The sequence below is a fragment of the Mesorhizobium ciceri biovar biserrulae genome (assembly GCF_001618845.1).
Lineage (GTDB): Bacteria > Pseudomonadota > Alphaproteobacteria > Rhizobiales > Rhizobiaceae > Mesorhizobium > Mesorhizobium ciceri.
This window is the reverse complement of record NZ_CP015064.1, coordinates 5,711,988-5,738,078: the sequence shown is the minus strand read 5'-3', so window position 1 is coordinate 5,738,078 and position 26,091 is coordinate 5,711,988. Positions and strand designations below refer to the sequence as shown.

At 62.3% G+C, this 26,091-nt stretch carries 26 protein-coding genes; 23 read left to right on the top strand and 3 right to left on the bottom strand.

The window, feature by feature from the left end:
* Nucleotides 1-110: 110 nt before the first annotated feature.
* From A4R29_RS27075 to A4R29_RS27040, 8 genes are all read left to right on the top strand, one after another.
* Complete coding sequence (locus A4R29_RS27075; RefSeq protein ID WP_013529135.1) at nt 111-491, top strand: hypothetical protein; 381 nt, start codon at nt 111-113, stop codon at nt 489-491.
* A 396-nt stretch (nt 492-887) separates the two neighbouring features.
* Nucleotides 888-1,421 carry a protease adaptor protein RcdA gene (rcdA, locus tag A4R29_RS27070; RefSeq protein ID WP_013529136.1) on the top strand — a complete coding sequence of 178 codons (534 nt, stop codon included), beginning with the start codon at nt 888-890 and terminating at the stop codon, nt 1,419-1,421.
* Between the two features lie 75 nt (nt 1,422-1,496).
* Nucleotides 1,497-2,006, top strand: coding sequence for a crossover junction endodeoxyribonuclease RuvC (gene ruvC / locus A4R29_RS27065; protein WP_024502921.1), 510 nt, complete (start codon nt 1,497-1,499; stop codon nt 2,004-2,006).
* A 61-nt stretch (nt 2,007-2,067) separates the two neighbouring features.
* The gene (locus A4R29_RS27060) at nt 2,068-2,319 is read left to right on the top strand and encodes an AbrB/MazE/SpoVT family DNA-binding domain-containing protein (protein WP_013529138.1); all 252 of its coding nucleotides are present in this window, start codon (nt 2,068-2,070) and stop codon (nt 2,317-2,319) included.
* A 2-nt stretch (nt 2,320-2,321) separates the two neighbouring features.
* Nucleotides 2,322-2,735: a type II toxin-antitoxin system VapC family toxin gene (locus A4R29_RS27055; protein ID WP_063173249.1), complete on the top strand. Its 414-nt coding sequence runs from the start codon at nt 2,322-2,324 to the stop codon at nt 2,733-2,735.
* Between the two features lie 15 nt (nt 2,736-2,750).
* A complete protein-coding gene (gene ruvA / locus A4R29_RS27050; protein ID WP_063173248.1) occupies nt 2,751-3,371 on the top strand; it encodes a Holliday junction branch migration protein RuvA in 621 nt (206 codons plus the stop codon).
* Between the two features lie 43 nt (nt 3,372-3,414).
* Entirely contained in the window at nt 3,415-4,452 is a 1,038-nt protein-coding gene (gene ruvB / locus A4R29_RS27045) for a Holliday junction branch migration DNA helicase RuvB (protein WP_013529141.1), read from the top strand.
* A 159-nt stretch (nt 4,453-4,611) separates the two neighbouring features.
* Nucleotides 4,612-5,508 (top strand): metallophosphoesterase, encoded by an 897-nt coding sequence (locus A4R29_RS27040; RefSeq protein WP_063173247.1) that lies wholly within the window; start codon nt 4,612-4,614, stop codon nt 5,506-5,508.
* A gap of 12 nt (nt 5,509-5,520) precedes the next feature.
* Here the strand turns inward: A4R29_RS27040 and A4R29_RS27035 are convergent, their stop codons facing one another.
* A complete protein-coding gene (locus A4R29_RS27035; RefSeq protein ID WP_063173246.1) occupies nt 5,521-6,771 on the bottom strand; it encodes a glycoside hydrolase family 5 protein in 1,251 nt (416 codons plus the stop codon).
* A gap of 57 nt (nt 6,772-6,828) precedes the next feature.
* Between A4R29_RS27035 and ybgC the strand changes: the two genes are divergently transcribed.
* The 10 genes from ybgC to ftsH all read left to right on the top strand — a co-directional run bounded on the left by ybgC (nt 6,829) and on the right by ftsH (nt 17,369).
* A complete protein-coding gene (gene ybgC / locus A4R29_RS27030; protein WP_063173245.1) occupies nt 6,829-7,299 on the top strand; it encodes a tol-pal system-associated acyl-CoA thioesterase in 471 nt (156 codons plus the stop codon).
* Between the two features lie 398 nt (nt 7,300-7,697).
* The gene (gene tolQ, locus A4R29_RS27025; protein WP_013529145.1) at nt 7,698-8,408 is read left to right on the top strand and encodes a protein TolQ; all 711 of its coding nucleotides are present in this window, start codon (nt 7,698-7,700) and stop codon (nt 8,406-8,408) included.
* A gap of 10 nt (nt 8,409-8,418) precedes the next feature.
* Nucleotides 8,419-8,871 carry a protein TolR gene (tolR, locus tag A4R29_RS27020; protein WP_023811855.1) on the top strand — a complete coding sequence of 151 codons (453 nt, stop codon included), beginning with the start codon at nt 8,419-8,421 and terminating at the stop codon, nt 8,869-8,871.
* A 7-nt stretch (nt 8,872-8,878) separates the two neighbouring features.
* Nucleotides 8,879-10,036 (top strand): TonB family protein, encoded by a 1,158-nt coding sequence (locus A4R29_RS27015; protein WP_013529147.1) that lies wholly within the window; start codon nt 8,879-8,881, stop codon nt 10,034-10,036.
* Nucleotides 10,037-10,076: 40 nt separating this feature from the next.
* Nucleotides 10,077-11,387 carry a Tol-Pal system beta propeller repeat protein TolB gene (tolB, locus tag A4R29_RS27010; RefSeq protein WP_013529148.1) on the top strand — a complete coding sequence of 437 codons (1,311 nt, stop codon included), beginning with the start codon at nt 10,077-10,079 and terminating at the stop codon, nt 11,385-11,387.
* A gap of 39 nt (nt 11,388-11,426) precedes the next feature.
* Nucleotides 11,427-11,777, top strand: a complete 351-nt coding sequence (locus A4R29_RS27005; RefSeq protein WP_244506869.1) for a four helix bundle protein — start codon at nt 11,427-11,429, stop codon at nt 11,775-11,777.
* 270 nt (nt 11,778-12,047) lie between these two features.
* Entirely contained in the window at nt 12,048-12,554 is a 507-nt protein-coding gene (pal, locus tag A4R29_RS27000; RefSeq protein ID WP_013529149.1) for a peptidoglycan-associated lipoprotein Pal, read from the top strand.
* A gap of 220 nt (nt 12,555-12,774) precedes the next feature.
* Nucleotides 12,775-13,884, top strand: coding sequence for a tol-pal system protein YbgF (gene ybgF, locus A4R29_RS26995; RefSeq protein ID WP_063173244.1), 1,110 nt, complete (start codon nt 12,775-12,777; stop codon nt 13,882-13,884).
* Between the two features lie 57 nt (nt 13,885-13,941).
* Nucleotides 13,942-15,315: a tRNA lysidine(34) synthetase TilS gene (tilS, locus tag A4R29_RS26990; protein WP_027162517.1), complete on the top strand. Its 1,374-nt coding sequence runs from the start codon at nt 13,942-13,944 to the stop codon at nt 15,313-15,315.
* Nucleotides 15,316-15,440: 125 nt separating this feature from the next.
* Entirely contained in the window at nt 15,441-17,369 is a 1,929-nt protein-coding gene (ftsH, locus tag A4R29_RS26985; protein WP_013529152.1) for an ATP-dependent zinc metalloprotease FtsH, read from the top strand.
* 245 nt (nt 17,370-17,614) lie between these two features.
* Here ftsH and A4R29_RS26980 read toward each other — a convergent pair whose 3' ends face one another.
* Together A4R29_RS26980 and A4R29_RS26975 are read right to left on the bottom strand one after the other, a co-directional pair.
* Entirely contained in the window at nt 17,615-18,067 is a 453-nt protein-coding gene (locus tag A4R29_RS26980; protein ID WP_013529153.1) for a hypothetical protein, read from the bottom strand.
* 224 nt (nt 18,068-18,291) lie between these two features.
* Complete coding sequence (locus A4R29_RS26975) at nt 18,292-19,128, bottom strand: hypothetical protein (protein WP_027162515.1); 837 nt, start codon at nt 19,126-19,128, stop codon at nt 18,292-18,294.
* A 368-nt stretch (nt 19,129-19,496) separates the two neighbouring features.
* Here A4R29_RS26975 and glmM point away from each other — a divergent pair, with 368 nt between their 5' ends.
* The 5 genes from glmM (at nt 19,497) to serA (ending at nt 26,045) form a co-directional block, all read left to right on the top strand.
* Complete coding sequence (gene glmM, locus A4R29_RS26970) at nt 19,497-20,849, top strand: phosphoglucosamine mutase (RefSeq protein WP_063173243.1); 1,353 nt, start codon at nt 19,497-19,499, stop codon at nt 20,847-20,849.
* 249 nt (nt 20,850-21,098) lie between these two features.
* Entirely contained in the window at nt 21,099-21,935 is an 837-nt protein-coding gene (locus A4R29_RS26965; RefSeq protein WP_013529156.1) for an outer membrane protein, read from the top strand.
* Between the two features lie 207 nt (nt 21,936-22,142).
* Nucleotides 22,143-23,000 carry an outer membrane protein gene (locus A4R29_RS26960; protein ID WP_013529157.1) on the top strand — a complete coding sequence of 286 codons (858 nt, stop codon included), beginning with the start codon at nt 22,143-22,145 and terminating at the stop codon, nt 22,998-23,000.
* 200 nt (nt 23,001-23,200) lie between these two features.
* Entirely contained in the window at nt 23,201-24,376 is a 1,176-nt protein-coding gene (locus tag A4R29_RS26955) for a phosphoserine transaminase (RefSeq protein ID WP_027162512.1), read from the top strand.
* 67 nt (nt 24,377-24,443) lie between these two features.
* Nucleotides 24,444-26,045: a phosphoglycerate dehydrogenase gene (serA, locus tag A4R29_RS26950; protein WP_024502929.1), complete on the top strand. Its 1,602-nt coding sequence runs from the start codon at nt 24,444-24,446 to the stop codon at nt 26,043-26,045.
* The last annotated feature ends 46 nt before the right edge of the window (nt 26,046-26,091 follow it).

Here is a 26,091-nt window from a genome sequence, read left to right as displayed (position 1 = left end):
GGATACGCTGCCGATATTAGTGCGCCAATGCCGGGAGCCCGGTGGCGACAACAATCGCCTGACGATCAACCCATTCCCGCAAGCGGGAAAAGGCAATTCGGGGGACCATTATGCAAGGGATAGCACGGAATTTCTTCACGCTGGCCATCATCTATTCGCTGTGCGGCATGGCGCTCGGCCTGTACATGGCGATCAGCCAGGATCACGGCCAGATGCCGACCCACGCCCACACGATGGTGGCCGGATGGCTGATGTCGGCGGTCTTCGCCTTCTTCTACCATTTGTTTCCGGCAATCGGGCAGAAGACGCTCGCCACAGTTCATTTCTGGCTGACGGCGGTCAGCGGCATCGGCCTGCTGATCGGCCTCTATTTCCTGCTTGCCGGCAATGCCGCGATCGAACCGCTGGTGGCGGCCTCCTCGATGGGCTTCTACGCAGCCATGCTGCTGTTCGCCTTCATCGCCTTGCCGGCGGTCTGGAAGACCGCTTGACCGAGCCTGACGCAGGAGATGCTGTGCTGTTACGGCACAGTATGGCGGCGTTCGGTCAAAAAACATCCGCACCGTTAAGGCTTCATTAAGCTTTACAGGTGTTTACTATGTTCATCCAGTGATCTGGATTCTTACCGAGTGGTTGGAGCCACTTTGTTTGACGCCTCCCTGTTAAACTCCTGAGAGCCGCCTTATCCGCGGCTCTTTTTTTGTCTCGATTTCTCTTTTTTGTCCGCACCCCAGCGGGGCCGCCCGACAGGGGTGCCGTTAACCTTCTGTTAAACATGTGCTTGCCTTCACCGGTGACGAAGCGCATTTTCAAGCTTCAGTCAGATAGGGTTCCGGGTGTATCGGCAGGGAGCCGAATCGGCCGGTTGCAAGTGCAGGGGCGTATCAATGAACGAGCCTTCGAAGGGCAGTGCGAAAACCGTCAAGCTGGCGGAACGCCGGGTTTTCTCGCAATCCTTCAAGCCGCTTTACCAGGAAGGCATGGGTCTGGTCGAACAGGCCGCCGAATATCTCGACGGCAAGGGCCGGGCCGAGGCGAAGAAGCTGTCGCGGCTGGCCGCCACGCTCTACGCGGCCGAATCGATGCGGCTGACCACCAGGCTGATGCAGGTTGCCTCCTGGCTGCTTTTGCAGCGCGCCGCCAATTCCGGCGAGATGACCCGTGACCAGGTGGCATCGGAAAAGTCCAAGGTGCGCCTCGACACCGCTTCCGCCCATGACGAAGCCGCCGGTTGGGCCGAACTGCCCGAGGATTTCCTCGACCTCGTCACCCGCTCGCTGCGCCTGCAAGCGTTGGTGCGCCGCATGGACGACGAGATCTATGGCTCCGGCGCCATGGTCGACATGCAACCGATGGCTCGCCGCCCCAACCCGGTTTCCGACCAGATCAGCCTGCTCAACACGGCTTTCGCTCGGGGTTAGACCGCGGTCCGCCTTCTGTTTCCGGTTTGTTCACATTTCGCTGGCATCGCTGTCCGCCGGAGGTAAACTCGGCAAATGGCGGAAGCGATTCGCATCATCGGTATCGATCCCGGGCTTCGGCGCACCGGCTGGGGCATCGTCGAAAGCCTCGGCAATTCGCTGCGCTTCATTGCTTCCGGCACTGTGAAATCAGACGATAAGGCCGCGCTGGCAACGCGGCTGTGCCAGCTGCATGACGGGCTTGCCGAAGTCCTGCATGCCGCCATGCCGCACGAAGCGGCGGTCGAACAGACCTTCGTCAACAAGGACGCGGTGGCAACGCTGAAGCTCGGTCAGGCACGCGGCATCGCCATGCTGGTGCCGGCGCGTGCCGGCCTCGTCGTTGCCGAATATGCGCCTAACGCAGTCAAGAAAGCGGTGATCGGCGTCGGCCATGGCGACAAGAAGCAGATCCACATGATGGTGAAGGTGCTGTTGCCGAAAGCCATTTTCGATACCGAGCATGCCGCCGACGCGCTCGCCATCGCCATCTGCCACGCGCATCACCGGCAAAGCGTGGCCTACCGGATGGCACTCGCTGGATAGAGATGTTCTTGACTTGTTCACCGGGTTGGAATAATCCTTACTTGTAAGAAAGGGGTGTTTCATGCGTGTGACGAGCAAAGGTCAAGTGACAATCCCACGGGATCTGCGGGAGACATTTGGGATTGGCGCCAACAGCGAAGTCATCTTCGGCATCGAGGGCGGCAAGATCACGATCACGCCGAAGCATGACAAGGGGCGGTTGGCCGACCGCGAAAGACTCGATCGTTTTCTTGCTGCGCTCGATCGGCTTGAGGGCAGCGGCGATCAGACAATGAATGCCGATGCCGTCATGGCTTTGACCCGGGATCGCTAATCTTGGCGACGCTTGTCGACACCAACGTGCTTGTCGATATCGCCGTTCGCGATCCCGTCTGGTCAAAGTGGTCGTGGTCCAAAATGGTGTCTGCCCTCGAGCAAGGCAGCCTGGTCATCAATCAGATTATCTACGCCGAGTTTTCGATGCGCTATGAGGCGATAGACGATGTCGATGATGCCTTGCCTGAAGACGAGTTCCGGCGCGAAAGTCTCCCGTTCGAGGCGGCCTTTGCTGCGTCGAGAGCGTTCTCGGTCTATCGGCGGTTGGGCGGACCTCGAGAGAATGTGATGCCCGACTTCTTGATTGGGGCTCACGCTGCCATCCGAGGCTATCCCATTCTTACTCGCGATCCCGCAGGTTTCAGAAAGTACTTTCCAGATGTCGAGCTCATCACGCCCGATACTCATCCCTAACGGGGATTGCGTCCAATGATCGGCAAGCTCAAGGGCACGCTGGATGAGATCGACGAGGATCATTGCCTCGTCGATATCCATGGCGTCGGCTACGTCGCCTATTGTTCAGCGCGCACGCTGTCGGCGCTGCCTTCGCCCGGCGAGTTAGTAGTGCTGTTCATTGAGACCTATGTGCGCGAGGATATGCTGCGGCTGTACGGCTTCCAATCGCAGCTCGAGCGTGAGTGGTTCCGGCTGTTGATGAACAATGTTCCCGGCGTTGGCGCCAAGGTGGCGCTGGCCATCCTGTCGACGCTGGCGCCGGCCGACCTCGCCAATGCGATTGCGCTGCGCGACATCGCCATGGTTTCTCGCGCACCCGGCGTCGGCAAGAAGGTGGCCGAGCGCATCGTCACCGAACTGAAGAACAAGGCGCCGGCCTATGCCGGAACCGCTTCGGGCACCATCGGCCTGAAACAGGAGCTCGGCGACGGCGTGGCATCCGCGCCGATCACCGACGCGGTCTCGGCGCTGGTCAATCTCGGCTATTCGCGCGACACGGCCGCCAATGCGGTGGCGGCGGCGCTGAAGACGGCGGGCGAGGATGCCGATGCGCCGAAGCTGATTCGCTTCGGGCTGAAGGAACTTGCGCGGTGAGCCGCCGCTTGTTCAGCCCCTTGCCGTGTGCAAGGAAGGCGGCATGAGCCTGTCGCCCCGCTTGATTGCACCGGAAAAACGCGGCGAGGATGCCGAGCAGACCTTGCGGCCGCAGACGCTCGACGATTTCGTCGGCCAGGCGGCGGCGCGGGCCAATCTCAAAGTGTTCATCGAGGCCGCCAAGAGCCGCAGCGAGGCGCTCGACCATGTGCTGTTCGTCGGGCCGCCTGGTCTCGGCAAGACGACGCTGGCGCAGATCATGGCGCGCGAGCTCGGCGTCAATTTCCGCTCGACCTCGGGTCCGGTCATCGCCAAGGCCGGCGATCTTGCCGCGCTGCTGACCAATCTCGAGGAAGGCGACGTGCTGTTCATCGACGAGATCCATCGGCTGAGCCCGGCGGTGGAGGAGATCCTTTATCCGGCGATGGAGGATTTTCAGCTCGACCTGATCATCGGCGAAGGCCCGGCGGCGCGCTCGGTCAAGATCGACCTCGCTCGCTTCACGCTCGTCGCCGCCACCACGCGGCTTGGCCTGCTGACCAATCCGCTGCGCGACCGTTTCGGCATTCCGGTACGGCTCAATTTCTACACGGTCGAGGAGCTGGAGCAGATCGTGCGGCGTGGCGCGCGTATCCTGCAAATGCCGCTCGGCAACGACGGCGCGCTGGAGATCGCGCGGCGCGCGCGGGGCACGCCACGCATCGCCGGCCGGTTGTTGCGCCGTGTGCGCGATTTCGCCTCGGTGGCCGGCGATGGCCATGTCGACCGCAAGATCGCCGACGAAGCGTTGACCCGGCTGGAAGTCGACGCGCTCGGCCTCGACGCGCTCGACCGCCGGTATCTGTCGATGATCGCGCGCAATTTCGGCGGCGGGCCGGTCGGCATCGAGACGATCGCCGCCGGCCTGTCAGAGCCGCGCGACGCCATCGAGGACATCATCGAGCCTTATCTGATCCAGCAGGGTTTCATCCAGCGCACGCCGCGCGGCCGGATGCTGACGGCCAATGCCTGGCGCCATCTCGGCCTCGACGCGCCGAAGGATCTGGCGCAGCAGCAGATCAACCTGTTCCAGGAAGAATAGCGGCCGGGCGATCAGGCGCAGGTTCCGGGCCGACGAAGGATCTGTGAGCGGCCTGCGCAAAATATCCTCGGCTTCGCCGGTTTGCCGGCGCATTCGTCGGCTCTGGTGGCGGTGCCATCCCGGGGCAATCTCGCTCCGATGGTTTGCCGGAGCCATGCAATGATCACCAGACGCGGATTCCTGCGCTTCATCGGCGGGTCGGTTCTGTCGGTTGCCGCGTTCAGCGCCTATGCGGCCGGCATAGAGCCGATGCTGCTGACGCATGTGAAACGCTATGCGCTAACGCCGCCGCATTGGCCTGATGGCCTGAAGCTGCGCATCGTCGCGCTTGCCGATATCCATGCCTGCCGGCCATGGATGACGCCGGAGCGGATCGCCTCACTTGTCGAAGACGCGAATGCCCTGCAGCCGGACGTCATCGTCCTGCTCGGCGATTATATCGCCGGCATGCCCTTGGTGACCGGCCCGGTGACGCCGTCGCAATGGGCCTCCGCCCTCTCGGACCTCAAGGCACCGCTCGGCGTGCTCTCGATTCTCGGCAACCATGACTGGTGGGCAGATGGCTTCGCGCAGCGCGCCGGGGCCGGCCCGACCGTAGCGCGCAAGGCCCTGGAGAAAGTCGGCATTCCGGTGCTGGAGAACGATGTCGTGCGCCTGGAAAAGGATGGGCATGGTGTGTGGATTGCCGGGCTCGCCGACCAGCTCGCTCTGCTGCCGATCAGGGACCGCGCCGGCTTCACGGGGCTGGACGATCTCGACGGCACGCTGGCCAAGGTCAGCGACACCTCGCCCATCATCCTGCTTGCGCACGAGCCGGATATTTTTCCGAAAGTGCCGTGGCGCGTCTCGCTGACCCTGTCCGGCCACACCCATGGCGGACAAATTCGGCTGTTCGGCTATTCGCCGGTCGTGCCATCGCGTTTCGGCAACCGCTACGCCTATGGCCACGTCGTCGAGAACGATCGCAATCTGATCGTCTCCGGCGGGCTCGGTTTCAGCATATTGCCGGTGCGTTTCGGGATGCGGCCGGAAATCCTGTCGATCGACCTTGGCTAAATCCAGATCGCCTCAGTGAAGCGATTTGATCGCGTCCATCACATCCGGCTCGGCCTTGTCGCCGTTGAAGGCGTCGACGATGCCGAAGGCGCCGCCATAGCTCCACACCGACCATGAGAAGCCATGTGCTTCGGCACGCGCGATCATGTCCCTGATATAGGCGGCCCGATACCTAGCGGGCATCACATAGGAATTGCCGTATTCCTGGCGGATCATGCCGAACTCGCCCAGCGTGATGTTTCCAGGCTTGACGCCGTTGGCCCTCGCCCACGCCTCGACCTTTTCGAACGGCGCATCCATCAAGCCGAGCAGTCTGTCGGGGCTGTCCATGCTGGCAACTTGTTCATCGAGATAGGCAAGCAGGCCGCTTTGCCGCGTCCATGGCGCCTCGGCCTTGATCCTGGCGCGGATGGTGTCGAGCGTCACGTCGAGCTGTGCCTTGGGCACCGCACTCAGCGGATAGGGCAGGCCGGTCACGTAAGGAATGAAGTCTCCGGCCCAGGTTGCGCCCTGATGGGTGAGCAGAAACGGATCGTAGGAATGGAAGGTCCAGATGACGTTGTCGTCCGGAATCGTCTTCGGGTCGATCTTTTCCAACGAACTCGCGGCGGAATAGCAGGCGCCGGTCAGCACCAGGGTCAGTTTCGTAGCCGAGGATCGCGCCGCCGCGAACAGTTTGCGCTGGCGGTCCGGCCACAGGCTCGCGCCGTCGCTGTCGCAGTCCACGATCGGTTCGTTCATGGGCTCGAAGGCGACCTGGGCGGGATCTTCGCTGGCCAGCGTGCGGGCCATCTTGCGGACCATCTCGACATAGGCGTCGAAGGTCCGTGGGTCGCCCATCACTTCAGCCATTCCGATCTTGCGGCTGCCGCCGGCCGGGATCAGGTGCATGTCGACGATCACCTTGAGTCCGGCGCGGTTGATTATGCGCACCGAGTCCAGCACGCTGGCATAGAGATCGTCACGCATGGCCACGGTCTGGTCGGACAGAAAGGGCGATGGATCGACCGGCATGCGCAGGAAATCGAAGCCGGCATCCTTCAACGCCTTGAGGTCGTCCTCCCCAAGGAATTTCCGCCACTCCGGATACGGCAGGATGGCCTTGGCGTCGCCCCACTGGTCCTCGCCGGGCCAGGTGACCCACTGGTCGAGATTGAGGCCGCGCTTCATCGAGAATGTCGCGGTCTGGCCAGGCAGCGCCAAAGCCACCAACACGAACAGCGCCGCCGTCAAACTCTTGATCATCGCCGTCAACAGTGCCATCCGATGTTATGTTCCGCGGGAAACTGGTGCCTCGCTGGGACTAAAAAAGGAAGCGCAATGGACGATCATGGTGAATCGGCGACGCTGCTGGCCGGGCTTTCCGGTGCGCTGACGGCGTTCGGCCACCGGCTGATGGCGCGAGTCTACTATGCCGACACCGATTTCTCCGGCGTCGTCTACCATGCACGCTATCTCGAGTTCTTCGAACGCGGCCGCTCCGACTATCTCAGGCTGACCGGCGTGCACCACACAGAGCTTGCCCACGGCAAGCATGGCGAAAGAATAGTCTGGGTGGTGCGTCGCATGGAGATCGACTTTCGCGGCCCCGCTCGTATCGATGACATCCTGACCGTCGACACCCGCACCGAGGAGATTTCCGGCGCGCGCATCTTCATGGCGCAGCAGCTCAAGCGCGGCGACGAGGTGCTGGTCGAGGCCAAGGTCGAGGCGGCGATCATCGGCGAGAATGGCCGCCCAAGGCGCTTTCCCAAGGAATGGGTGGCGGCATTCATGCCCCGGATGGGATGATATTCAGGTGATGCCGGCCTGCAAACGGTGATTCCCTGCGCTTCCGGTGCTCGGGTACTTCAAGTACCCTCCGCTCCGGTTCTCGGAACCACCGCTTTCGGCTCGGCCTGACCTGAATCTCAACCCATCCTGACTTCGCGCTTGGATGATGGCGTTACAACTGTGCGGGCGTGGCAATGCGCCGCGCCTTATATACTAACCCATCCTTAACCATAACGGTTCATGAAGAGATTGGTGAAGATTGGCGTTATCGAACGCCTTCCTTTCACCAATATTTGCCCTGAAAAGGCCGACAACGGCACAGTTTGGGGTTGTTCCGGTAGCTTCGTGCGAACCGACCACAAGGGATGCCAGGGGCCAGCCGCCAGCTTCGCCCGGAAAATCTTAAGGACGTAACGATGGAAAATATCGCACTCGCCGATCCGGGCGCGCAATTGTCGGTTTGGTCGCTGTTCGTTTCGGCCAGCTGGGTGGTCAAGCTGGTCATGATCGGCCTGCTCTGCGCCTCGGTCTGGACCTGGGCGATCATCGTCGACAAGCTGGTTTCCTATGCCCGCATGCGGCTGGCGCTCAACCGGTTCGAGCAGGTGTTCTGGTCGGGGCAGTCGCTGGAGGAGCTTTACCGCACGCTCGCCGATCGCAAGACCACCGGCATGGGCGCCATTTTCGTGGCGGCCATGCGCGAGTGGAAGAAGAGTTTCGAGAAGGGCGCCAAGTCGCCGCTCGGCCTGCAAACCCGCATCGACAAGGCGATGGACCTGGCGCTGACCCGCGAGATGGAAAAGCTGGAAGGCCGCCTCGGCTTCCTTGCCACCACCGGCTCGGCGGCACCCTTCATCGGCCTGTTCGGCACCGTCATCGGCATCATGACGTCGTTTCAGGCGATCGCCGGCTCCAAGAATACCAGTCTCGCCGTGGTTGCGCCGGGCATCGCCGAAGCGCTGTTGGCGACGGCCATCGGCCTGCTCGCCGCCATTCCCGCCGTCATCGCCTACAACAAGCTGTCGTCCGATGCGAGCAAGATAGCCGTGCGCATGGAAGGATTCTCCGACGAGTTCTCCGCCATACTCTCGCGCCAAATCGATGAAAAAGTGGCCCCCAAGGCCTGAGGAGTAGCAGATGGGTATGTCCATGGGCATGGGAGGACGCGGCGGGCGCGGCCACAGGCGGCGCGGCCGTCACCATGCACTGATGTCCGAGATCAACGTCACGCCGATGGTCGACGTGATGCTGGTGCTGCTGATCATCTTCATGGTCGCGGCGCCAATGCTGACGGTCGGCGTGCCGATCGACCTGCCGGATACGCAGGCTAAGGCGATGAATGCCGACACGCAGCCGATCACCGTCTCGATCAACGCCGCCGGCCAGATTTACCTGCAGGAAACCGAAATCCCGATCGAGGAACTGGTAGCCAAGCTGCAGGCAATTTCCAAGACCGGCTATGAGGAGCGCATCTTCATCCGCGGCGACAAGTCCACCGACTATGGTACGGCGATGAAGGTGATGGCCCGCATTTCGGCCGCCGGCTACAAGAACATCGGCCTGGTTTCACTGCAGGAACAGGACCAGTAGACGCGCGATGAAGACCGGCCTCACCACATCGGTGATCTTGCATACGGCGGCGCTGACCTTCGGCCTGTTCACGCTGACGGCGCCGGCGGCACTTCCGTCGTCCGACGTCGAGTCGGTCGCGGTCGATATCGTGCCGATGGAAGCCATTGCGCAGACGTTGCAGGGCGACAAAAAGGCCGTGATGCATGAAAAGCCGGCGCCTGTGCCGACGCAGCGCCCGGACATCGTTCCGGATGCGCAGAAGGTCGGCGAGAACAGCGTCGACACCGACAAGCCGATAACGCCGGAAGCCAAGCCGAAGCCCGTCGACATGACCTCGGCTCCGCCGCCCGCGCCGACCCCGATCGAAAAGCCGAAGCCCGAGGACGTGCCGAAGCCGCAGGAGAAGCCCAAGCCCACCCCGGCAACGGAAGTGGCGCCGGCGCCGACGCCCAAGGAAGAGGTCAAGCCCGAGCCGGTCAAGCAGGCCGATCCCAAGCCGACACCGGCCAAGCCGGCGCCGACCCCGCCGCCGCAGGACAAGACCGCGGCCATCGATCCGACGCCCGAGGTCAAGCCCGACGCCGTCGCTGAAGCCATAGCGCAGGAGCCGCCCGCCGAGGCGACGCAGCTGCCGGATTCCGCTCCCGCGCCGGAAGCGCGGCCGAAGCCGCAGCCGGCGCAGGCCGAAAGCGCCAAGGCGCCGGAGCGCAAGGACGCCGACAAGCCGGTCAAGGAAGCGTCGTCGAAGCCGAAATCCGATGACAAGCAATTCAACGCCGACGAGATCTCCGCGCTCCTCGACAAGCAGAAACCATCCGGCGGGGGCGCCAAGCGCTCGACCCAGCAGGCGTCGCTCGGCGGCGACAAGGACCAAGGTCAGAAGCTTTCCAGGTCCGAAATGGGTGCCCTGGAAAGCCAGCTCGGCGGCTGCTGGACCCTTCCTGTCGGCCTTGAAGGTTCCGAGAACTTCCTCGTCGTGGTGCGGTTCAACCTGGATGCATCCGGTAAGCTGGACGGGCGCCCGGCGGTCGAAAAGTCGAGCGGGAATCGCCAGTTCGACGAAAGTGCCGTTCGTGCGGTGCAAAAATGCGATGTCACCGGCCTGCAAGTTCCCGCCGGCAAGCAGGACATCTGGGCCGACGTCCGCGTCACCTTCGATCCAAGGGAGATGCTCGGCCTCTAAGGCCCTGTCATCCGAAAATCACTACGAGAAGCGAGAAGACATGAAATCAATCCTCAAGCCGCTCCTGATGGTCGCAGCAATGGCGATGGGCATGACCGCGGCAGGCACGTTGCCGGCGCTGGCGCTCGTCGAGCTCAACGTCAACAAGGGCAACGTCGAGCCGCTGCCGATCGCCATCACGGATTTCCAGGGCGGCGACGCGCTTGGGGCGCAGATTTCGCAGATCGTCACCGCCGATTTGAAGCGTTCGGGTCTGTTCGCTCCGATCGACAAGAGCGCCTTTATCGAGAAAATCACCAACCCCGATGCAGCACCGCGCTTCGACGACTGGAAGGTGATCAACGCGCAGGCGCTGGTCACGGGCAGCGTCAGCAAGGAAGCCGACGGCCGCATCCGCGCCCAGTACCGGTTGTGGGATACCTTTGCCGGCCAGCAGATGGCTGGCGAGCAGTTCTTCGCCAACGATGCCAATCAGCGGCGTGTCGCCCATATCATCGCCGACGCCATCTATGAGCGGCTGACCGGCGAAAAAGGCTATTTCGACACCCGCGTCGTCTTCATCGACGAATCCGGAGCCAAGAATGCGCGCAAGAAGCGCCTCGCGATCATGGACCAGGACGGCGCCAACGTCCGCTATCTTTCGGACGGCAGGTCGATCGTGCTGACGCCGCGTTTCTCGCCGAACCGGCAGGAAATCACCTACATGTCCTATGAAAGCGGCCAGCCGCGGGTGTACCTGCTGCAGATCGAGACCGGCCAACGCGAACTGGTCGGCAATTTCCCAGGCATGACCTTTGCGCCGCGCTTTTCGCCCGATGGCCAGAAGGTGATCATGAGCCTGCTGCGCGACGACGGCAATTCCAACATCTTCGCCATGGACCTGCGCAGCCGCTCGACGACGCGGCTGACCAACTCGACCGCCATCGACACCTCGCCATCCTATTCGCCCGACGGCAGCAAGGTGGTGTTCACCTCCGACCGTGGCGGCCGCGCGCAGATCTACGTGATGGGCGCCGACGGCTCGGGCCAGACCCGCATCTCCTTCGGCGATGGCGTCTATTCGACACCGGTATGGTCGCCGCGCGGCGACCTGATTGCCTTCACCAAGCAGACCGGCGGCGAATTCCAGATCGGGGTCATGAAGACCGATGGATCGGGTGAGCGCATCCTCTCCTCCGGCTTCCAGCAGGAGGGACCGACCTGGGCGCCGAATGGCCGCGTGCTGATGTTCTTCCGCGATTCCGCCGGTGGCCCCAAACTGGTTTCGGTCGATCTGACCGGACGCAACGAGCAATCGATCCCGACGGCGAACTTCGCTTCGGACCCTGCCTGGTCGCCGCTGCTGGAGTAAGAGACGAACTGAGGAACTGGGGAATTGAAGAACTGAAGAATGGAGAAGGCGGGCGGCCACATCAAGCGTGCGAAGAATCCAGAGGTTTATAAGCGCGCTTATGTGGTCTCTCTTGACGTGCATAAAGCTACGCTCGCCTTCCCGAAAATGGAGCAATACGCACTGGCTGATCAGTTGCGTCGCTCCAGCAAGGGAATCTGCGCCAATTTGGCTGAGGGATTTGCCAAGCAGACTCACTCCAAACCCGAATTCGCGCGGTTCATTTCGATGGCAATGGGTCATGCAGCGAAGTGGAGACGTGAATTTCCTATGCATTCGACCTTGGATAGATCAGCCAGGCACAACACGACGATTGGCTGCGATCCTATGCCCATATCTACGGCATGCTGATCAATCTGAGAGAAAAGCTGAAGTGAATTCTCTCTTCAGTTCCTCAATTCCCCAACTCTTCAATTCCTCTTTTCCATCTCTTTGTCGCGTTTTGGCCGTATTTCCGCCTAGGGTCCGCGCCAACTGTGGCTCATGGCCAATGGCTGCGGACGGGCAGCTTAAACCAAAATTTAACCGTGTTTCTTGAATGCCGGTTAACCCAAACGTGGTTACTGGGTGATCAACGAAATCACTCAAATTAGACCACTCGAATTACGAAGGAGAGGCGGCATGGGCCGTATTGCAGCACTTACCAGAAACCCGGTCATGATCGCGCTGGTGGCGATGCTCGCCATCGCCGGTTGCGCCTCGAAAAAGACGCCGAACAACGCGGCCGATCTTGGCCTTAACGGCGCCGGCGCCGCAACACCCGGATCGGCGCAGGACTTCACCGTCAACATTGGCGACCGCATCTTCTTCGATACGGACTCGACCTCGATCCGTGCCGACGCGCAGACGACGCTCTCGCGCCAGGCACAGTGGCTGAACCAGTACAAGCAGTATGCCATTGTGGTCGAAGGCCATGCCGACGAACGCGGAACGCGCGAATACAATCTGGCGCTCGGCGCCCGCCGCGCCGCTGCTACCCGTGACTTCCTTGTCGCCAAGGGCGTCTCGGCCAGCCGTCTCAAGACCATTTCCTACGGCAAGGAACGTCCGGTCGCGGTTTGCGACGACATCTCTTGCTGGTCGCAGAATCGCCGCGCGGTCACTACGCTTAGCGGCGCTGGCTCCTGAGGCATCATGGACCGGCGCGTCAAAGGACGCGTGGCCGTCTAGCGGTAAAAATGCAACATACTTGTGCGAAAGGCGGCCTTGGGGCCGCCTTTTTCATATCCGGATGCCCGAAACAAAATTTGGCCGAAGTCTCGGCTCCTGCTATGAGCCGAGGGCGCTTGGCTGGTCCCATTCTGATTGGAAGGCGCGAACAAGCTAACGAAATCACTGCGAGAGGCACATGCATTTGAGATCGGTTCTGAGCGGCACGCTTGCGCTGCTGCTCCTATCAGGCGTCACCGCCCTGGCTAGCGGCACCGGGGCGAGCGGCACAGGGCAATCAACCGACAGCGGCTTTACCTTCCATCTTCCCAGTATCGAATTGCCCAGCTTTTTTGGTCAAAAGAAGAAACCGGACCAGGTTCAGCTGGTGCAGTCCGATCCTACCGCTGTCACCAGCCTGGAAGAGCAGCTGCGGCAGATGAATGGCAAGATCGAGGAACTCAATTTCCAGGTCCTGCAAATGCAGGAGCAGATCCGCAAGCAGCAGGAAGATAATGAATTCCGCTTCCAGCAGCTGGAAGGTGGCGGCACGCAAGGCGGACAGCCGCCGGCGCAGAAGAAATCGGACGCCACCACCGGCACCGACAACAACGTGGCGGCGGCCCCGGCAACACGGGCGCCGGCCGATGCCGGCGCCGAGCCCGCCAACGATCAATCGGCAGGCGGCAAGACGGTCGAGGACGTCATCGTCGAATCTCCGGATGGCGACCCCGGCAAGGTTATTCCCGGTACGGGAGCGCCGGAAAAGACCTTCGGCAGCATCACCGTCGACAAGAACGGCAATGTCATCGATGCCGGCGGCAACACACAATCGACCGCGCCGGCGCAGGATACCGCGCCAGTCGCCGGGGCGGTGCCCAAGACCGGCAAATCCGATACGGTGGTCGCGGCGTTGCCCGCCACCAACAATCCGGAAGAGCTCTACCGCAACTCATACCAGTTCATCCTCTCGGGCGACTACGGCACCGCCGAGCAGGGTTTTCGCGACCACATCGCCCGCTTCCCCAAGGATGCGAAAGCAGCGGATGCGCATTACTGGCTGGGCGAGTCATTGCTCGGCCAGCAGAAATACCGCGATGCGGCCGAGACGTTCCTTGCCGCCAGCAAGGACTACCCCAAGGCCAAGAAAGCTCCCGACATGTTGCTGAAGCTCGGCGTGTCGCTGGTCGGCCTCAAGCAGCATGACGTTGCCTGCGCCACTTTCAGCGAGGTCGGCAAGCGCTACCCCGATATTTCCAGCGCGCTCAAGGAACGCGTCAAGCAGGAGAAGGCTCTGGCTGCCTGCTGATCCTTGTCATACATGTCGTTGTCCTGAAACCGGGATCACTTTTGGGCGACATGCATCATGCTCGACACCGAGCCGGACCTTTCGACTAACCCTTTTTCGCATATCGATTTTACCAGCGGCGCTGTTGCGGCCGTGTCCGGCGGCAGCGACTCGACCGCCCTGCTCCTTCTTCTCAAACACCATCTCGAACGTAGGGCGCCGGCAACCAGGCTGCTGGCGGTGACGATCGACCACGGTTTGCGGTCCGGTTCGGCTGCGGAAGCGCAAACAGTGGCGAAGCTGTGCGCCAGGCTCGGAATTTCACACCGCATCCTGACATGGTCGGGTCCAAAGCCATCGACCGGTCTGCCCGCCGCCGCTCGCGAGGCGCGCTACCGGCTGCTAGCCGAGGCGGCACAAGCGGAAGGCATCGGCATGATCCTCACCGGCCATACCGCCGACGACCAGGCGGAAACGGTGCTGATGCGGCACGCGCGGGACGAGGGCCAAGGCCATGCCGGCATGGCCGGCCGGGGACTTGCCGGCATGGCGCCGGCCACCCTCTATGACTGCCGCATCTGGATCGTGCGGCCGCTCCTCGGCGTGCGGCGCGCGGCATTGCGCGACGTCCTGCGCCGTCAAAATGTCGGCTGGGCTGACGATCCGACCAATGACGACGCGGCTTTCGAGCGGCCGCGTGTGCGGGCCGCACTTGCCGGCGAGAGTGTCGAGCATGTGAAGGGCATGTTGATGCTCGCGGGCCAGGCCGCCCTCGAGCGCAGGCAGCTTGGCGCCAGCGCAGCCGGTTTGATCGATGGCTTCGCCAGCCAGCCAGCCATCGGCCTCATCCGCCTCGACCCGTGCCTGCTCTCCTCCGGTGACGAGCAGGCGGCCGTCTATGCGTTGCGCATCCTTCTGGCCACGACCGGCGGGATTGCCTTCCTGCCGGATCAGGCCCGCAGCGAGGCTCTGTTCGGTCGGCTGAGGGCTGGATTTCTTTGCGCCACATTGTCGCGGACGGTTGTCGATTCCCGGCGCTCCGGCATATTCCTGCGCCGCGAGGCGCGCGGACTGCCCGCTGCCGCTGCCGCCACCGGCAGCACCCTGTGGGACGGCCGCCGGCACATCACATTGAACGACAGCAGCAGCGCATTGTTGATTGCCCCGTTAGGCGCGGCAGCGGCGAAGCGGCTGGCGACGGGTGAAGGAAAAACCCCGTCGAGCCTGATGCGCGCCGCGCTCGCGGCCGAACCGGCGGTGTGGCAGGCCGGTGAATGCCTTGGTTTGCCTGGATATGGACTGAAGTCCGCGACGGTGGAAGCGCGGCCGGTCGTTGCCCCCTTCGGCCGCTTCCTGCCATCCTTCGACCTAGCGCCGGCGCGGGCCGTCGCCGGGCTGATTGGCGCGGCCCCGGTCCCGCCCTTGCCTTTCAGCGGCCACAGTGCCGGCTGATGGTTGCGCGAAAGCTTAACCCAGACGTGCTGTTCTGCTTGGCAAGGGGGGACGCTCTCCCTATGTTAGGCGCAAGTTTCCTCTCATGACGCGTGTCCGCCTCGCGGACGCCAACGGGACAATTGATGAATCCGAACTATCGCAACCTCGCGCTCTGGGCGATCATAGCGGTCCTGCTCATAGCCCTGTTCAATCTGTTCCAGACGCCGCAGACGCGAGGGGCTTCCAGCGATGTGCCTTATTCGCAGTTCCTGCAGGATGTCGCGGCGGGGCGGGTCAAGACGGTGACCATTGCTGGCGCTCGTATCAGCGGCACCTACACCGACAATTCCAGCGGTTTCCAGACCTATTCGCCCGGCGATCCTTCGCTGGTCTCGCGGCTGCAGGACAAGAACGTCACCATCAATGCGCGGCCTGAAACGGACGGTTCCAATTCGCTGTTCGGCTATTTGATCTCCTGGCTGCCGATGATCCTCATCCTCGGCGTCTGGATATTCTTCATGCGCCAGATGCAGTCCGGCTCCGGCCGCGCGATGGGCTTCGGCAAATCGAAGGCCAAGCTGCTCACCGAAGCGCATGGCCGCGTCACTTTCCAGGACGTTGCCGGCGTCGACGAAGCCAAGGAAGATCTGGAAGAGATCGTCGAGTTCCTGCGCGATCCGCAGAAGTTCCAGCGGCTCGGCGGCAAGATTCCGCGCGGCGTGCTGCTCGTCGGCCCTCCGGGAACCGGCAAGACGCTGCTCGCGCGCTCGGTTGCCGGCGAAGCCAATGTGCCGTTCTTCACCATTTCCGGTTCTGACTTCGTCGAGATGTTCGTCGGCGTCGGTGCAAGCCGCGTCCGCGACATGTTCGACCAGGCCAAGAAGAACGCGCCCTGCATCATCTTCATCGACGAAATCGACGCAGTCGGCCGTCATCGCGGCGCCGGCCTCGGCGGCGGCAATGACGAACGCGAGCAGACGCTGAACCAGCTGCTGGTCGAGATGGACGGTTTCGAATCCAACGAAAGCATCATCCTGATCGCTGCCACCAACCGGCCCGACGTGCTCGATCCGGCGCTGCTCCGGCCAGGCCGCTTCGACCGCCAGGTCGTGGTGCCGAACCCTGACATCGTCGGCCGCGAGAAGATCCTCAAGGTGCATGTGCGCAACGTGCCGCTGGCGCCCAATGTCGACCTCAAGGTGATCGCGCGCGGTACGCCTGGCTTCTCCGGCGCCGACCTGATGAACCTCGTCAACGAATCCGCGCTGATGGCGGCACGACGCAACAAGCGCCTCGTCACCATGGCTGAATTCGAGGACGCCAAGGACAAGATCATGATGGGCGCCGAGCGCCGCTCGTCGGCCATGACGCAGGCCGAGAAGGAGCTGACCGCCTACCATGAGGCCGGCCACGCCATTCTCGCGCTTAACGTGCCGTCGGCCGATCCGCTGCACAAGGCCACCATCATCCCGCGCGGCCGCGCGCTCGGCATGGTCATGCAGTTGCCCGAAGGCGACCGCTATTCGATGAGCTACAAATACATGATCTCGCGGCTCGCCATCATGATGGGCGGCCGTGTCGCCGAGGAGTTCAAGTTCGGCAAGGAGAACATCACCTCCGGAGCTTCTTCGGATATCGAGCAGGCGACCAAGCTGGCGCGTGCCATGGTCACGCGCTGGGGCTTTTCCGACAAGCTCGGCCATGTCGCCTATGGCGACAACCAGGAAGAAGTGTTCCTTGGCCATTCGGTGGCACGCACGCAGAACGTCTCGGAAGAAACGGCGCAGATCATCGACGCCGAAGTGCGCCGCCTGATCGATGAGGCCTATTCGTCGGCGAAGTCCATCCTGACCAAGAAGAAGAAGGAATGGATCGCGCTGGCGCAGGGCCTGCTGGAATACGAGACGCTGTCCGGCGAGGAGATCAAGCAGTTGATCGCCGGCCACAAGCCCGCACGCGACCTCGGCGACGATACGCCGCCAAGTCGTGGCTCGGCCGTGCCGAAGTCCGGCGGCCGCCGCAAGAAGGGTCCTGAGCCCGAAGGCGGTATGGAACCACAGCCGTCGAGCTGAGTTCGGCCACCGATTTCATCGAACGCCGCGGCTTGCTCCGCGGCGTTTTTGTTTTTGGCGTTGGGGAGGAGTTGTCCGCGACCTCGCATCTGCGACGGTGACGATTGGCGAAAGCCTAGGTGATAGCCAATCTCCCCCACAAGGGGGAGATTGGCAACGTCGCCGCTGGCGTGCCCTCGAAGGCAACAAAAAGGCCCGCGAACCCTGCGGTTCGCAGGCCTTCTCTTCTTCAGATGTCTTGTCGCTCAGCTCTTCAGCTTGGCATTGCACAGGCTGTAATAACCGCCGCCCTTCTGGATCCAGCGAAGGCCGTTCAACGTGCCCGCGTCCTTGTTGCCATGGTAGCCCTGGAGACAGGTCTTCATGCGCGCCTTCGCGGGCTTTTCGGTCTTGAACTCGGCGGCCAGCGTGGTCGGAAATGTCACGCCCGCGGGCGCTACAGTGGGGGCGACCGCCGCGCTGGTTTCTTTTTTCGTCTGCGGCTCGGTTTTGACCGTATCCTCGCTGACACTGTCCGCTGCTGATGTCGCGCACTTCTCCTTGCGAAAAGCCGTCCAGTCCATGCCGTTCAGAGTGCCGCCTTCCTTGGCTGTTCGATAGGTCTCGCCGCATTCCTTCATCGTCAGTGCGCTTGCGGGGGCGACGCTCCAAGCGACAAATGCGGTCGCAGCCAATACCGCCAATTTCAAACCGTGCATAAGATCCTCCTGGTTGATAATAAGTTAGTTTGTTCTCTATATGTTCAACCAGAATCTTTACGGACTACCGATGAGCTTGGCGTTGGGCAGTGTAGGCGAATTGATGATGCCGGCAGCCCGGCGACATGCAGATGCGAGCAAGGCAGTGTGCGTCTTCGCGCAACAAAAAAGGCCCGCGCATCTTGCGATGCGCGGGCCTTTGTTTGGAGACTATGGCTAAGCGATCAGCCCTTCAGCTTGGCATTGCACAGGCTGTAGAAGCCGCCGCCCTTCTGGATCCACTTCAGGCCGCCGAGCGCATTGGCGTCCTTGAGGACATAGTACTGGTCGAGGCAGGTGTGCATGCGGCCCTTTCCGGGGGTCTCGCTGGCATATTTCGCCGAGATCGCGGACGGGAACTTGACGCCCTTGGGCGCAGCCGTCGTCGGCTTCGCCGGCTCCTTGGTGTAGCTCGCCTCGTCGGCGGCCGGCACGGTGTCGTCATCCGAGGCGGCTGCGCCGCACTCGGTCTTGCGGAAGTCGTTCCACTTCATGCCGTTCAGCGTGTTGGCCGTCTTGGCGGCCTGATACTTGGTGCTGCATTCGGCCATGCTCAGACCCTTGCCGCCATTGTCTGCGGGAGCGGCGGGAGCCGCGGCGGCCTTGGTGGTCGCCGGCTTGGCGGCGGCAGCGGCGGATGCACCGGCGGCGCATTCGGATTTACGGAAGTCGTTCCACTTCATGCCGTTCAGCGTGCCGGCAGCCTTCGCCGCCTGATACTTGGTGCTGCATTCCTTAGCCGTCAGGCCCTTGGCCGTGCTGTCGTCCGCCGCGGCGGCAGCCTTCGTGGTGTCGGTCGCTTTCTTGGCATCGGCCGGCTTGGCGTCGGTCGTCGCTGTGGCGTCGGTGCCGCACTGAGCCTTGCGGAACTGGTTCCAGGTCGCTCCGGCCAGTGTCCCCGCATCCTTGGCGGCGTTATACTTCGTGCTGCACTCGGCCATCGTCAGTGCGTTGGCTGGCGCGGCCAGGAACAAGGTCGCGACGGCGAGGCCGGTCAAAGTGGCAAGTCGGTGGATGAGCATAGCGTTTCTCCGTTGCAGCAGCCCATGATACGTCCCTGCAAATCAATAACGCTCAACGGTCGGTTGCGCCAGATGCTAAGTGGCGTATATATCGCCGAAAATCGGCTTCTCCCGATAAGGTGATGAAATCGTTGTCCGTTGCCTGGTTCAGAGCAAGATTTTCCTGGTGCATCCGCGCTGAAAGGCTCGAATGACTTGTATATTGCAGCATGGCAGTCTGGGCATGTCAGGTTGCGGCCACGTTGTGTGCAGTGCACAACAATGGTTTTCTAAGGATTGGTAACGTATAATCACACAATGTGATCATAGCGCCCTGGCCAATTGTGGCATGACGTGCCGGGGAAGAAACGTCGAGGAAGCTGACTGGCATGGCAGGGAATTATTTCGGCACGGACGGCATTCGCGGACGCGCCAACAAGTTTCCGATGACCGCTGAAATCGCGATGCGGGTCGGCATGGCCGCCGGCCTTTCCTTCCAGCGCGGCACCCATCGACATCGTGTCGTGCTCGGCAAGGACACCAGGCTTTCCGGTTATATGATCGAGAATGCCATGGTCGCCGGTCTTTGTGCCGCCGGCATGGACGTGTTCCTGCTCGGCCCGATCCCGACGCCGGCTGTCGCCATGCTGGTGCGTTCGCTGCGCGCCGATATCGGCGTCATGATCTCGGCCTCGCACAACCCCTATTACGACAACGGCATCAAGCTGTTCGGACCCGACGGCTACAAGCTCTCCGACGAGATCGAGGAGCGCATCGAGAGCATGCTCGACAGGGATATCGAACTGGCGCTCGCCGATTCCGACGGGCTTGGCCGCGCCAAGCGCGTCGACGGCGTACATGACCGCTACATCGAATTCGCCAAGCGCACCTTGCCGCGCTCGATGTCGCTCGCGGGCTTGAGGATCGTCGTCGATTGCGCCAATGGCGCGGCCTACAAGGTGGCGCCCGAGGCGCTGTGGGAACTGGGCGCCGAGGTCGTCGCCATCAATGTCGAGCCCAACGGCTTCAACATCAACAAGGAATGCGGCTCGACCCACCCGGCCGGCCTGCAAAAGAAGGTGCACGAAGTGCGTGCCGATATCGGCATCGCGCTCGACGGCGACGCCGATCGCGTCGTCATCGTCGATGAAAACGGCGCGATCGTCGATGGTGACCAGATCATGGCGCTGATCGCCGAATCCTGGCACCAGAGCGGGCGGCTTGCCGGCGGCGGTGTCGTCTCAACCGTCATGTCCAATCTGGGCCTCGAACGCTTCCTCGGCGACATGAAGCTGCAATTGCACCGGACCAAGGTCGGCGACCGTTATGTCGTCGAGCATATGCGCGCGCACGGGCTGAATGTCGGCGGCGAACAGTCGGGCCATATCGTGCTGTCTGACTTTTCGACCACCGGCGACGGCCTGGTTTCGGCGCTGCAGGTGCTGGCCTGCATCAAGCGGCAGGGCCGGCCGGTCAGCGAACTGTCGAAGAAATTCGAACCCGTGCCGCAGCTCTTGAAGAACGTTCACATTTCCGGCGGCAAGCCGCTCGAGGAGGCGCCGGTCAAGGCCGCCATCGAAGACGCGCGTAGCCGGCTCGGCAAGACCGGACGGCTGGTTATCCGGCCATCCGGGACAGAGCCGCTGATCCGCGTGATGGCCGAGGGCGACGACCCGCAACTGGTCGAGTCCGTGGTGAATGGCATCGTGGACATCATCTCGGAAACGCGCAGCGCCGCCTGACCCCCACAGCGCCCGGCAGGACGTCGTCGCCTGAACCTGTCCAAGGCCCGCCTCTCGGCGGGCTTTTTCTTGTCGGCTCCCAGTCTGTTCGCTGTTCGGAAATCTCGCGCCGGTCCCCAGAAGTTTCGAGATTCGTGGTTAAGCAACAGGGTTAAACGCCTTTTAACCTTTGCAATTCATTATCCACGACTGAAAGCCAATCGCATTTCGGGCGGGTTTGCCGTTCCGAGCTTCTCAGGGGTGACAAGCATGTTCAAGACAGCAAGAAAGGCCCTGCTCGCCTTACTGTTCGCAGGCCTGGCGGGGCCGTTGTTCGCGGCCGACCTGCCGGAACCGATCGTCGAAGAGGCTCCGCCTCAGGCCGTCTACGAGCAGCCGGTAGAAGTCGGCGGCTGGTATATCCGTGGCGACATCGACTATCACAAGTCGACCGTGCGCGGCATCGACTATATGACCTACACCGTCGATCCCTGTAACTGTACGGTTACGCCCGGCACCAGAAGCTTCGATTTCGGCAAGCTCAAGGGCGGTTTCTCGCTCGGCGCCGGCGTCGGCTACAAGATCAACGATCACTTCCGGACCGATTTGACCGCCGACTATTGGTTCAAGTCGAACTTCAACGGCGGCACCTCGGATATCAACGGTACTTCGACCGAAGTATCGAAGATGAGCGCCCTGCTACTGCTTGCCAACGCCTATGTCGATCTCGGCACCTACCATGGCATCACGCCTTACGTTGGCGCCGGCATCGGCGGCGCCCGCGTCAAGTGGGATGATGTCTACGACCCGAACACCACCGAGTTCAATCCCGGCAGATCAAGCTGGCGTTTCGCCTACGGTCTGATGGCCGGCGCTTCGTACTGCTTGACCGACAAGATCATTCTCGATGCCGGCTACCGCTTCTCCCATATCCAGGGCGGCCGCATGTTCGACTGGAACATCACCAGCTCCGGTCCCGGCTTCGATCGTGGCATCAACACACACGAAGTGCGCGGTGGCCTGCGTTACCAGTTCGGTGGCAACAACGGTTGCGCCGCGCCGGTCGTTGCCTACCAGCCCGAACCCGAGCCGATCTACACCAAGTAACAGCATCTACATTACTTGAATTCTTCACAAACCGCCCGGCCTCAGCCGGGCGGTTTTTCGTTGGCCGCCTGGAATCGACAGGGGAAATGAATTCGCTAACGCTCTGTTAGCCTTAACCGCCACTTAACCACTATGGTTAACAATGCTCCTTGAAACGATGGCTGCCGCTGCGATTGCGGGCTGCGCCAAATTCGGGAGTCGGGGACCATGAAACTTACATCGCGTATGGCGCTGGCGCTCGGTGCACTAGCCCTCCTGCCGCTGACGCCGGTGCACGCGGCCGACTACGATCCGCCGATCTATGTCGACCAGGCGCCCGACTACGTCCCGGTCGAGGTCGGCTCCGGCTGGTATCTGCGCGGTGATCTCGGCTATGCCTTCAACAAGCCCTATGAATTTTCGGAAACTCCGGCCGGTCTGGTTACGGATACCAGCCCGCTGTCTGGTTCGATAGGTATGGGCTACCATTTCAACGATTACTTCCGTGGTGAATTGAATTTCGGTCTGCTGCCGACAAGCAAATTCGCCAGCAAATTCGACAGTACTTGCGATGGAACGCAGACGGTGACTGTCACCAGCGGTGGCAGCACAAGCGCGTTCGCCGGCCCAAGCACCCGTGGATGCGAAGGCTCCAACGACGGCAACAACAAGGCCTACGATGTGATGGCCAGCGCCTTTGTCGACCTGGGCACTTATGTCGGCTTCACGCCCTATGTCGGAGGCGGTGTCGGCATAGCGTACAGCACCTACAAGTACGCTCAAGGCGCTCGCAACTGTCAGAATTCATCGACAACATCAGGTACAACCACGACCATCTTTGAATGCGACGATCCAAACGGCTATGATGGGACGACGCAGTCGGAGAAGCAGTTCAGCTTCGCCTATACGCTCGGCGCCGGCTTTGCTTATCAGGTCAGCAAGAATGTTGCAGTCGATGTCGGCTATCAATACACGGCTCTGCCTTCCGCGAAATACGTGACAGCAGACGCTGTCGGCAACCCTGAGTTCAAAAAGGGCCTCGATTATCATCAGGTCAAGGTCGGGCTGCGCTACGATCTCTGGTAGGCGCGGCGAGTACGAGGACCAGCACGGCGGATCATGGGGTCCGTCGTTTGCGTTTGAAGTCACGACATCCTGATCGGGGATCGCCGGTATCCCGGCAACGACAAAAACTTTCCTCTTGACGCCTGAAGCCCGAACGAATATCGCCGTCCGTGGGCCACCCCTCCCCAACGAGGGGCCACTATCTGGAAGGATAGACCACGATGACGACGCATACGAAGCCCGGACTCCGTCCGGCAAACCCCAATTTCTCCTCAGGTCCCTGCGCAAAGCGCCCCGGCTGGTCGGTCGAGGCGCTAAGAAATGCTGCGCTCGGCCGTTCCCACCGCGCCAAGATCGGCAAGACCAAGCTCGAACAGGCGATCGAGCTGACGCGCGAGATTCTCCAGGTCCCGGCGGGTTACCGCATCGGCATCGTGCCGGCGTCGGACACCGGTGCGGTCGAGATGGCGCTGTGGTCGCTGCTCGGCGAGCGCGGCGTCGACATGGTCGCCTGGGAGAGCTTTGGCTCCGGCTGGGTCACCGACGTGGTCAAGCAATTGAAGCTCGCCGACGTGCGCAACATCGAAGCCGGCTACGGCGAACTGCCTGATCTCACCAAGATCGATTTCGACCGCGATGTGGTGTTCACCTGGAACGGCACCACGTCGGGCGTTCGCGTGCCGAACGGCGATTTCATTCCCGCGGACCGCAAGGGCCTGACCGTCTGCGATGCGACTTCCGCCGCATTCGCGCAGAGGCTCGACTTCGAAAAACTCGATGTCGTCACTTTCTCCTGGCAGAAGGTGCTGGGCGGCGAGGGCGCTCACGGCATGCTGATCCTGTCGCCTCGCGCCGTCGAGCGGCTGGAAACCTACAAGCCCTCATGGCCGCTGCCGAAAATTTTCCGCCTGACCTCAGGCGGCAAGCTGATCGAAGGCATCTTCAAGGGCGAGACCATCAACACTCCCTCGATGCTGTGCGTCGAGGATTACCTCGATGCGCTCAACTGGGCGAAGTCGACCGGCGGCCTCGACGCGCTGATCGCCAGGGCGGATGCCAATGCGGCCGTCCTCGATCGCTTTGTCGGCAAGTCCTCCTGGCTCGGTCATCTCGCCGTCCAGCCGGCGACACGGTCGAACACGTCCGTCTGCCTGTCCTTCACCGATCCGGACGTGTCCGCGCTCGACGCCGACGGGCAGGCGGCCTTCGCCAAGGGGCTGGTGTCGGTGCTCGACAAGGAAGGCGTCGCCTATGATATCGGTGCCTATCGCGACGCACCGCCCGGCCTGCGCATCTGGTGCGGCGCGACGGTCGAGACGTCGGATCTCGAAGCGCTGCTGCCCTGGCTCGACTGGGCATTCGCCGCACAGAAGGCGTCGCTCAAAGCGGCGGCCTGAGATCGTTCGCGGCGGCCTTCGGGCCGCCCACTCCCATCAGGATCAAATCCATTTCAAGGAGGCCGCCATGGCGCCCCGCGTTCTCGTCTCAGACAAACTCTCCCCCACCGCCGTGCAAATCTTCAAGGATCGTGGCGTCGAGGTCGACTATCTGCCCGATCTCGGCAAGGACAAGGATAAGCTCGCCGAAGTGATCGGCCAGTATGATGGCCTCGCCATCCGCTCGGCGACCAAGGTCACCGAAAAGCTGATCAACGCCGCTACCAATCTCAAAGTCATCGGCCGCGCCGGCATCGGCGTCGACAATGTCGATATCCCGGCGGCAAGCCGCAAGGGCATCATCGTGATGAACACGCCCTTCGGCAACTCGATCACCACAGCCGAACATGCGGTGGCGATGATCTTTGCGCTGGCGCGCCAGATCCCTGAAGCCAACGCCTCGACCCATGCCGGCAAATGGGAAAAGAACCGCTTCATGGGCGTCGAGATAACCGGCAAGACGCTGGGCGTCATCGGTTGCGGCAACATCGGTTCGATCGTCGCGACGCGCGGCGTTGGCCTCAAGATGCACGTCATCGCCTTCGATCCGTTCCTGTCGGACAGCCGTGCCGAGGAGCTTGGCGTCGACAAAGTCGAGCTCGACGAGCTGTTCGCCCGCGCCGATTTCATCACCCTGCACACGCCGCTGACCGACAAGACGCGCAACATCATCGATGCCGCGGCGATCGCCAAGATGAAGAAGGGCGTGCGCATCATCAATTGCGCACGCGGCGGTCTGATCGTCGAGGCCGATCTGGTCGCAGCGCTGAAGAGTGGCAAGGTGGCCGGCGCCGGCGTCGACGTCTTCGAGGTCGAACCGGCCGAGAACAACGAACTGTTCGGCATGGAGAATGTGGTGGCGACGCCGCATCTCGGCGCCTCGACGACGGAGGCCCAGGAGAATGTCGCGCTGCAGGTTGCCGAGCAGATGGCCGACTATCTGATCAAGGGCGCCGTCTCCAACGCCATCAACATGCCGTCGATCACCGCCGAGGAGGCGCCGCGGCTGAAGCCGTTCGTCAAGCTCGCCGAGGTGCTCGGCGCCTTTGTCGGCCAGGTCACCGAGGATCCGATCAAGGAGGTGGAGATCCTGTTCGACGGCTCGACCGCGACGATGAACACGCGCGCGCTGATCAGTGCAGCACTCGCCGGGCTGATCCGGCCTCAGGTCTCGGACGTCAACATGGTGTCGGCGCCGATCATGGTGAAGGAGCGCGGCATCATCGTGGCCGAGGTCAAGCGCGACAAGTCGGGCGTGTTCGACGGCTATATCAAGCTGACGGTGAAGACCGAGCACATGACGCGCTCGATCGCCGGCACATGCTTCTCGGATGGCAAGCCACGCTTCATCCAGATCAAGGGCATCAACCTCGATGCCGAGGTCGGCCAGCACATGCTCTACACCACCAATGCGGACGCGCCGGGCATCATCGGCCTGCTCGGCACCGTCTGCGGCGAGAATGGCGTCAACATCGCCAACTTCCAGCTCGGCCGCAACCGGCCGGGCGGCGATGCCATAGCGCTGCTCTATCTCGACGCGCCGTTCCCGGAAGCCGTGCTGGAAAAGGTCAAGGCGCACAAGTCGATCGACTCGGCCAAGCGGCTGCAGTTCGACGTCAACGCGATGTGATTGAGGACAGGCGGTCGCCGACCCACCTCGTTGACGCCGGCCGCCG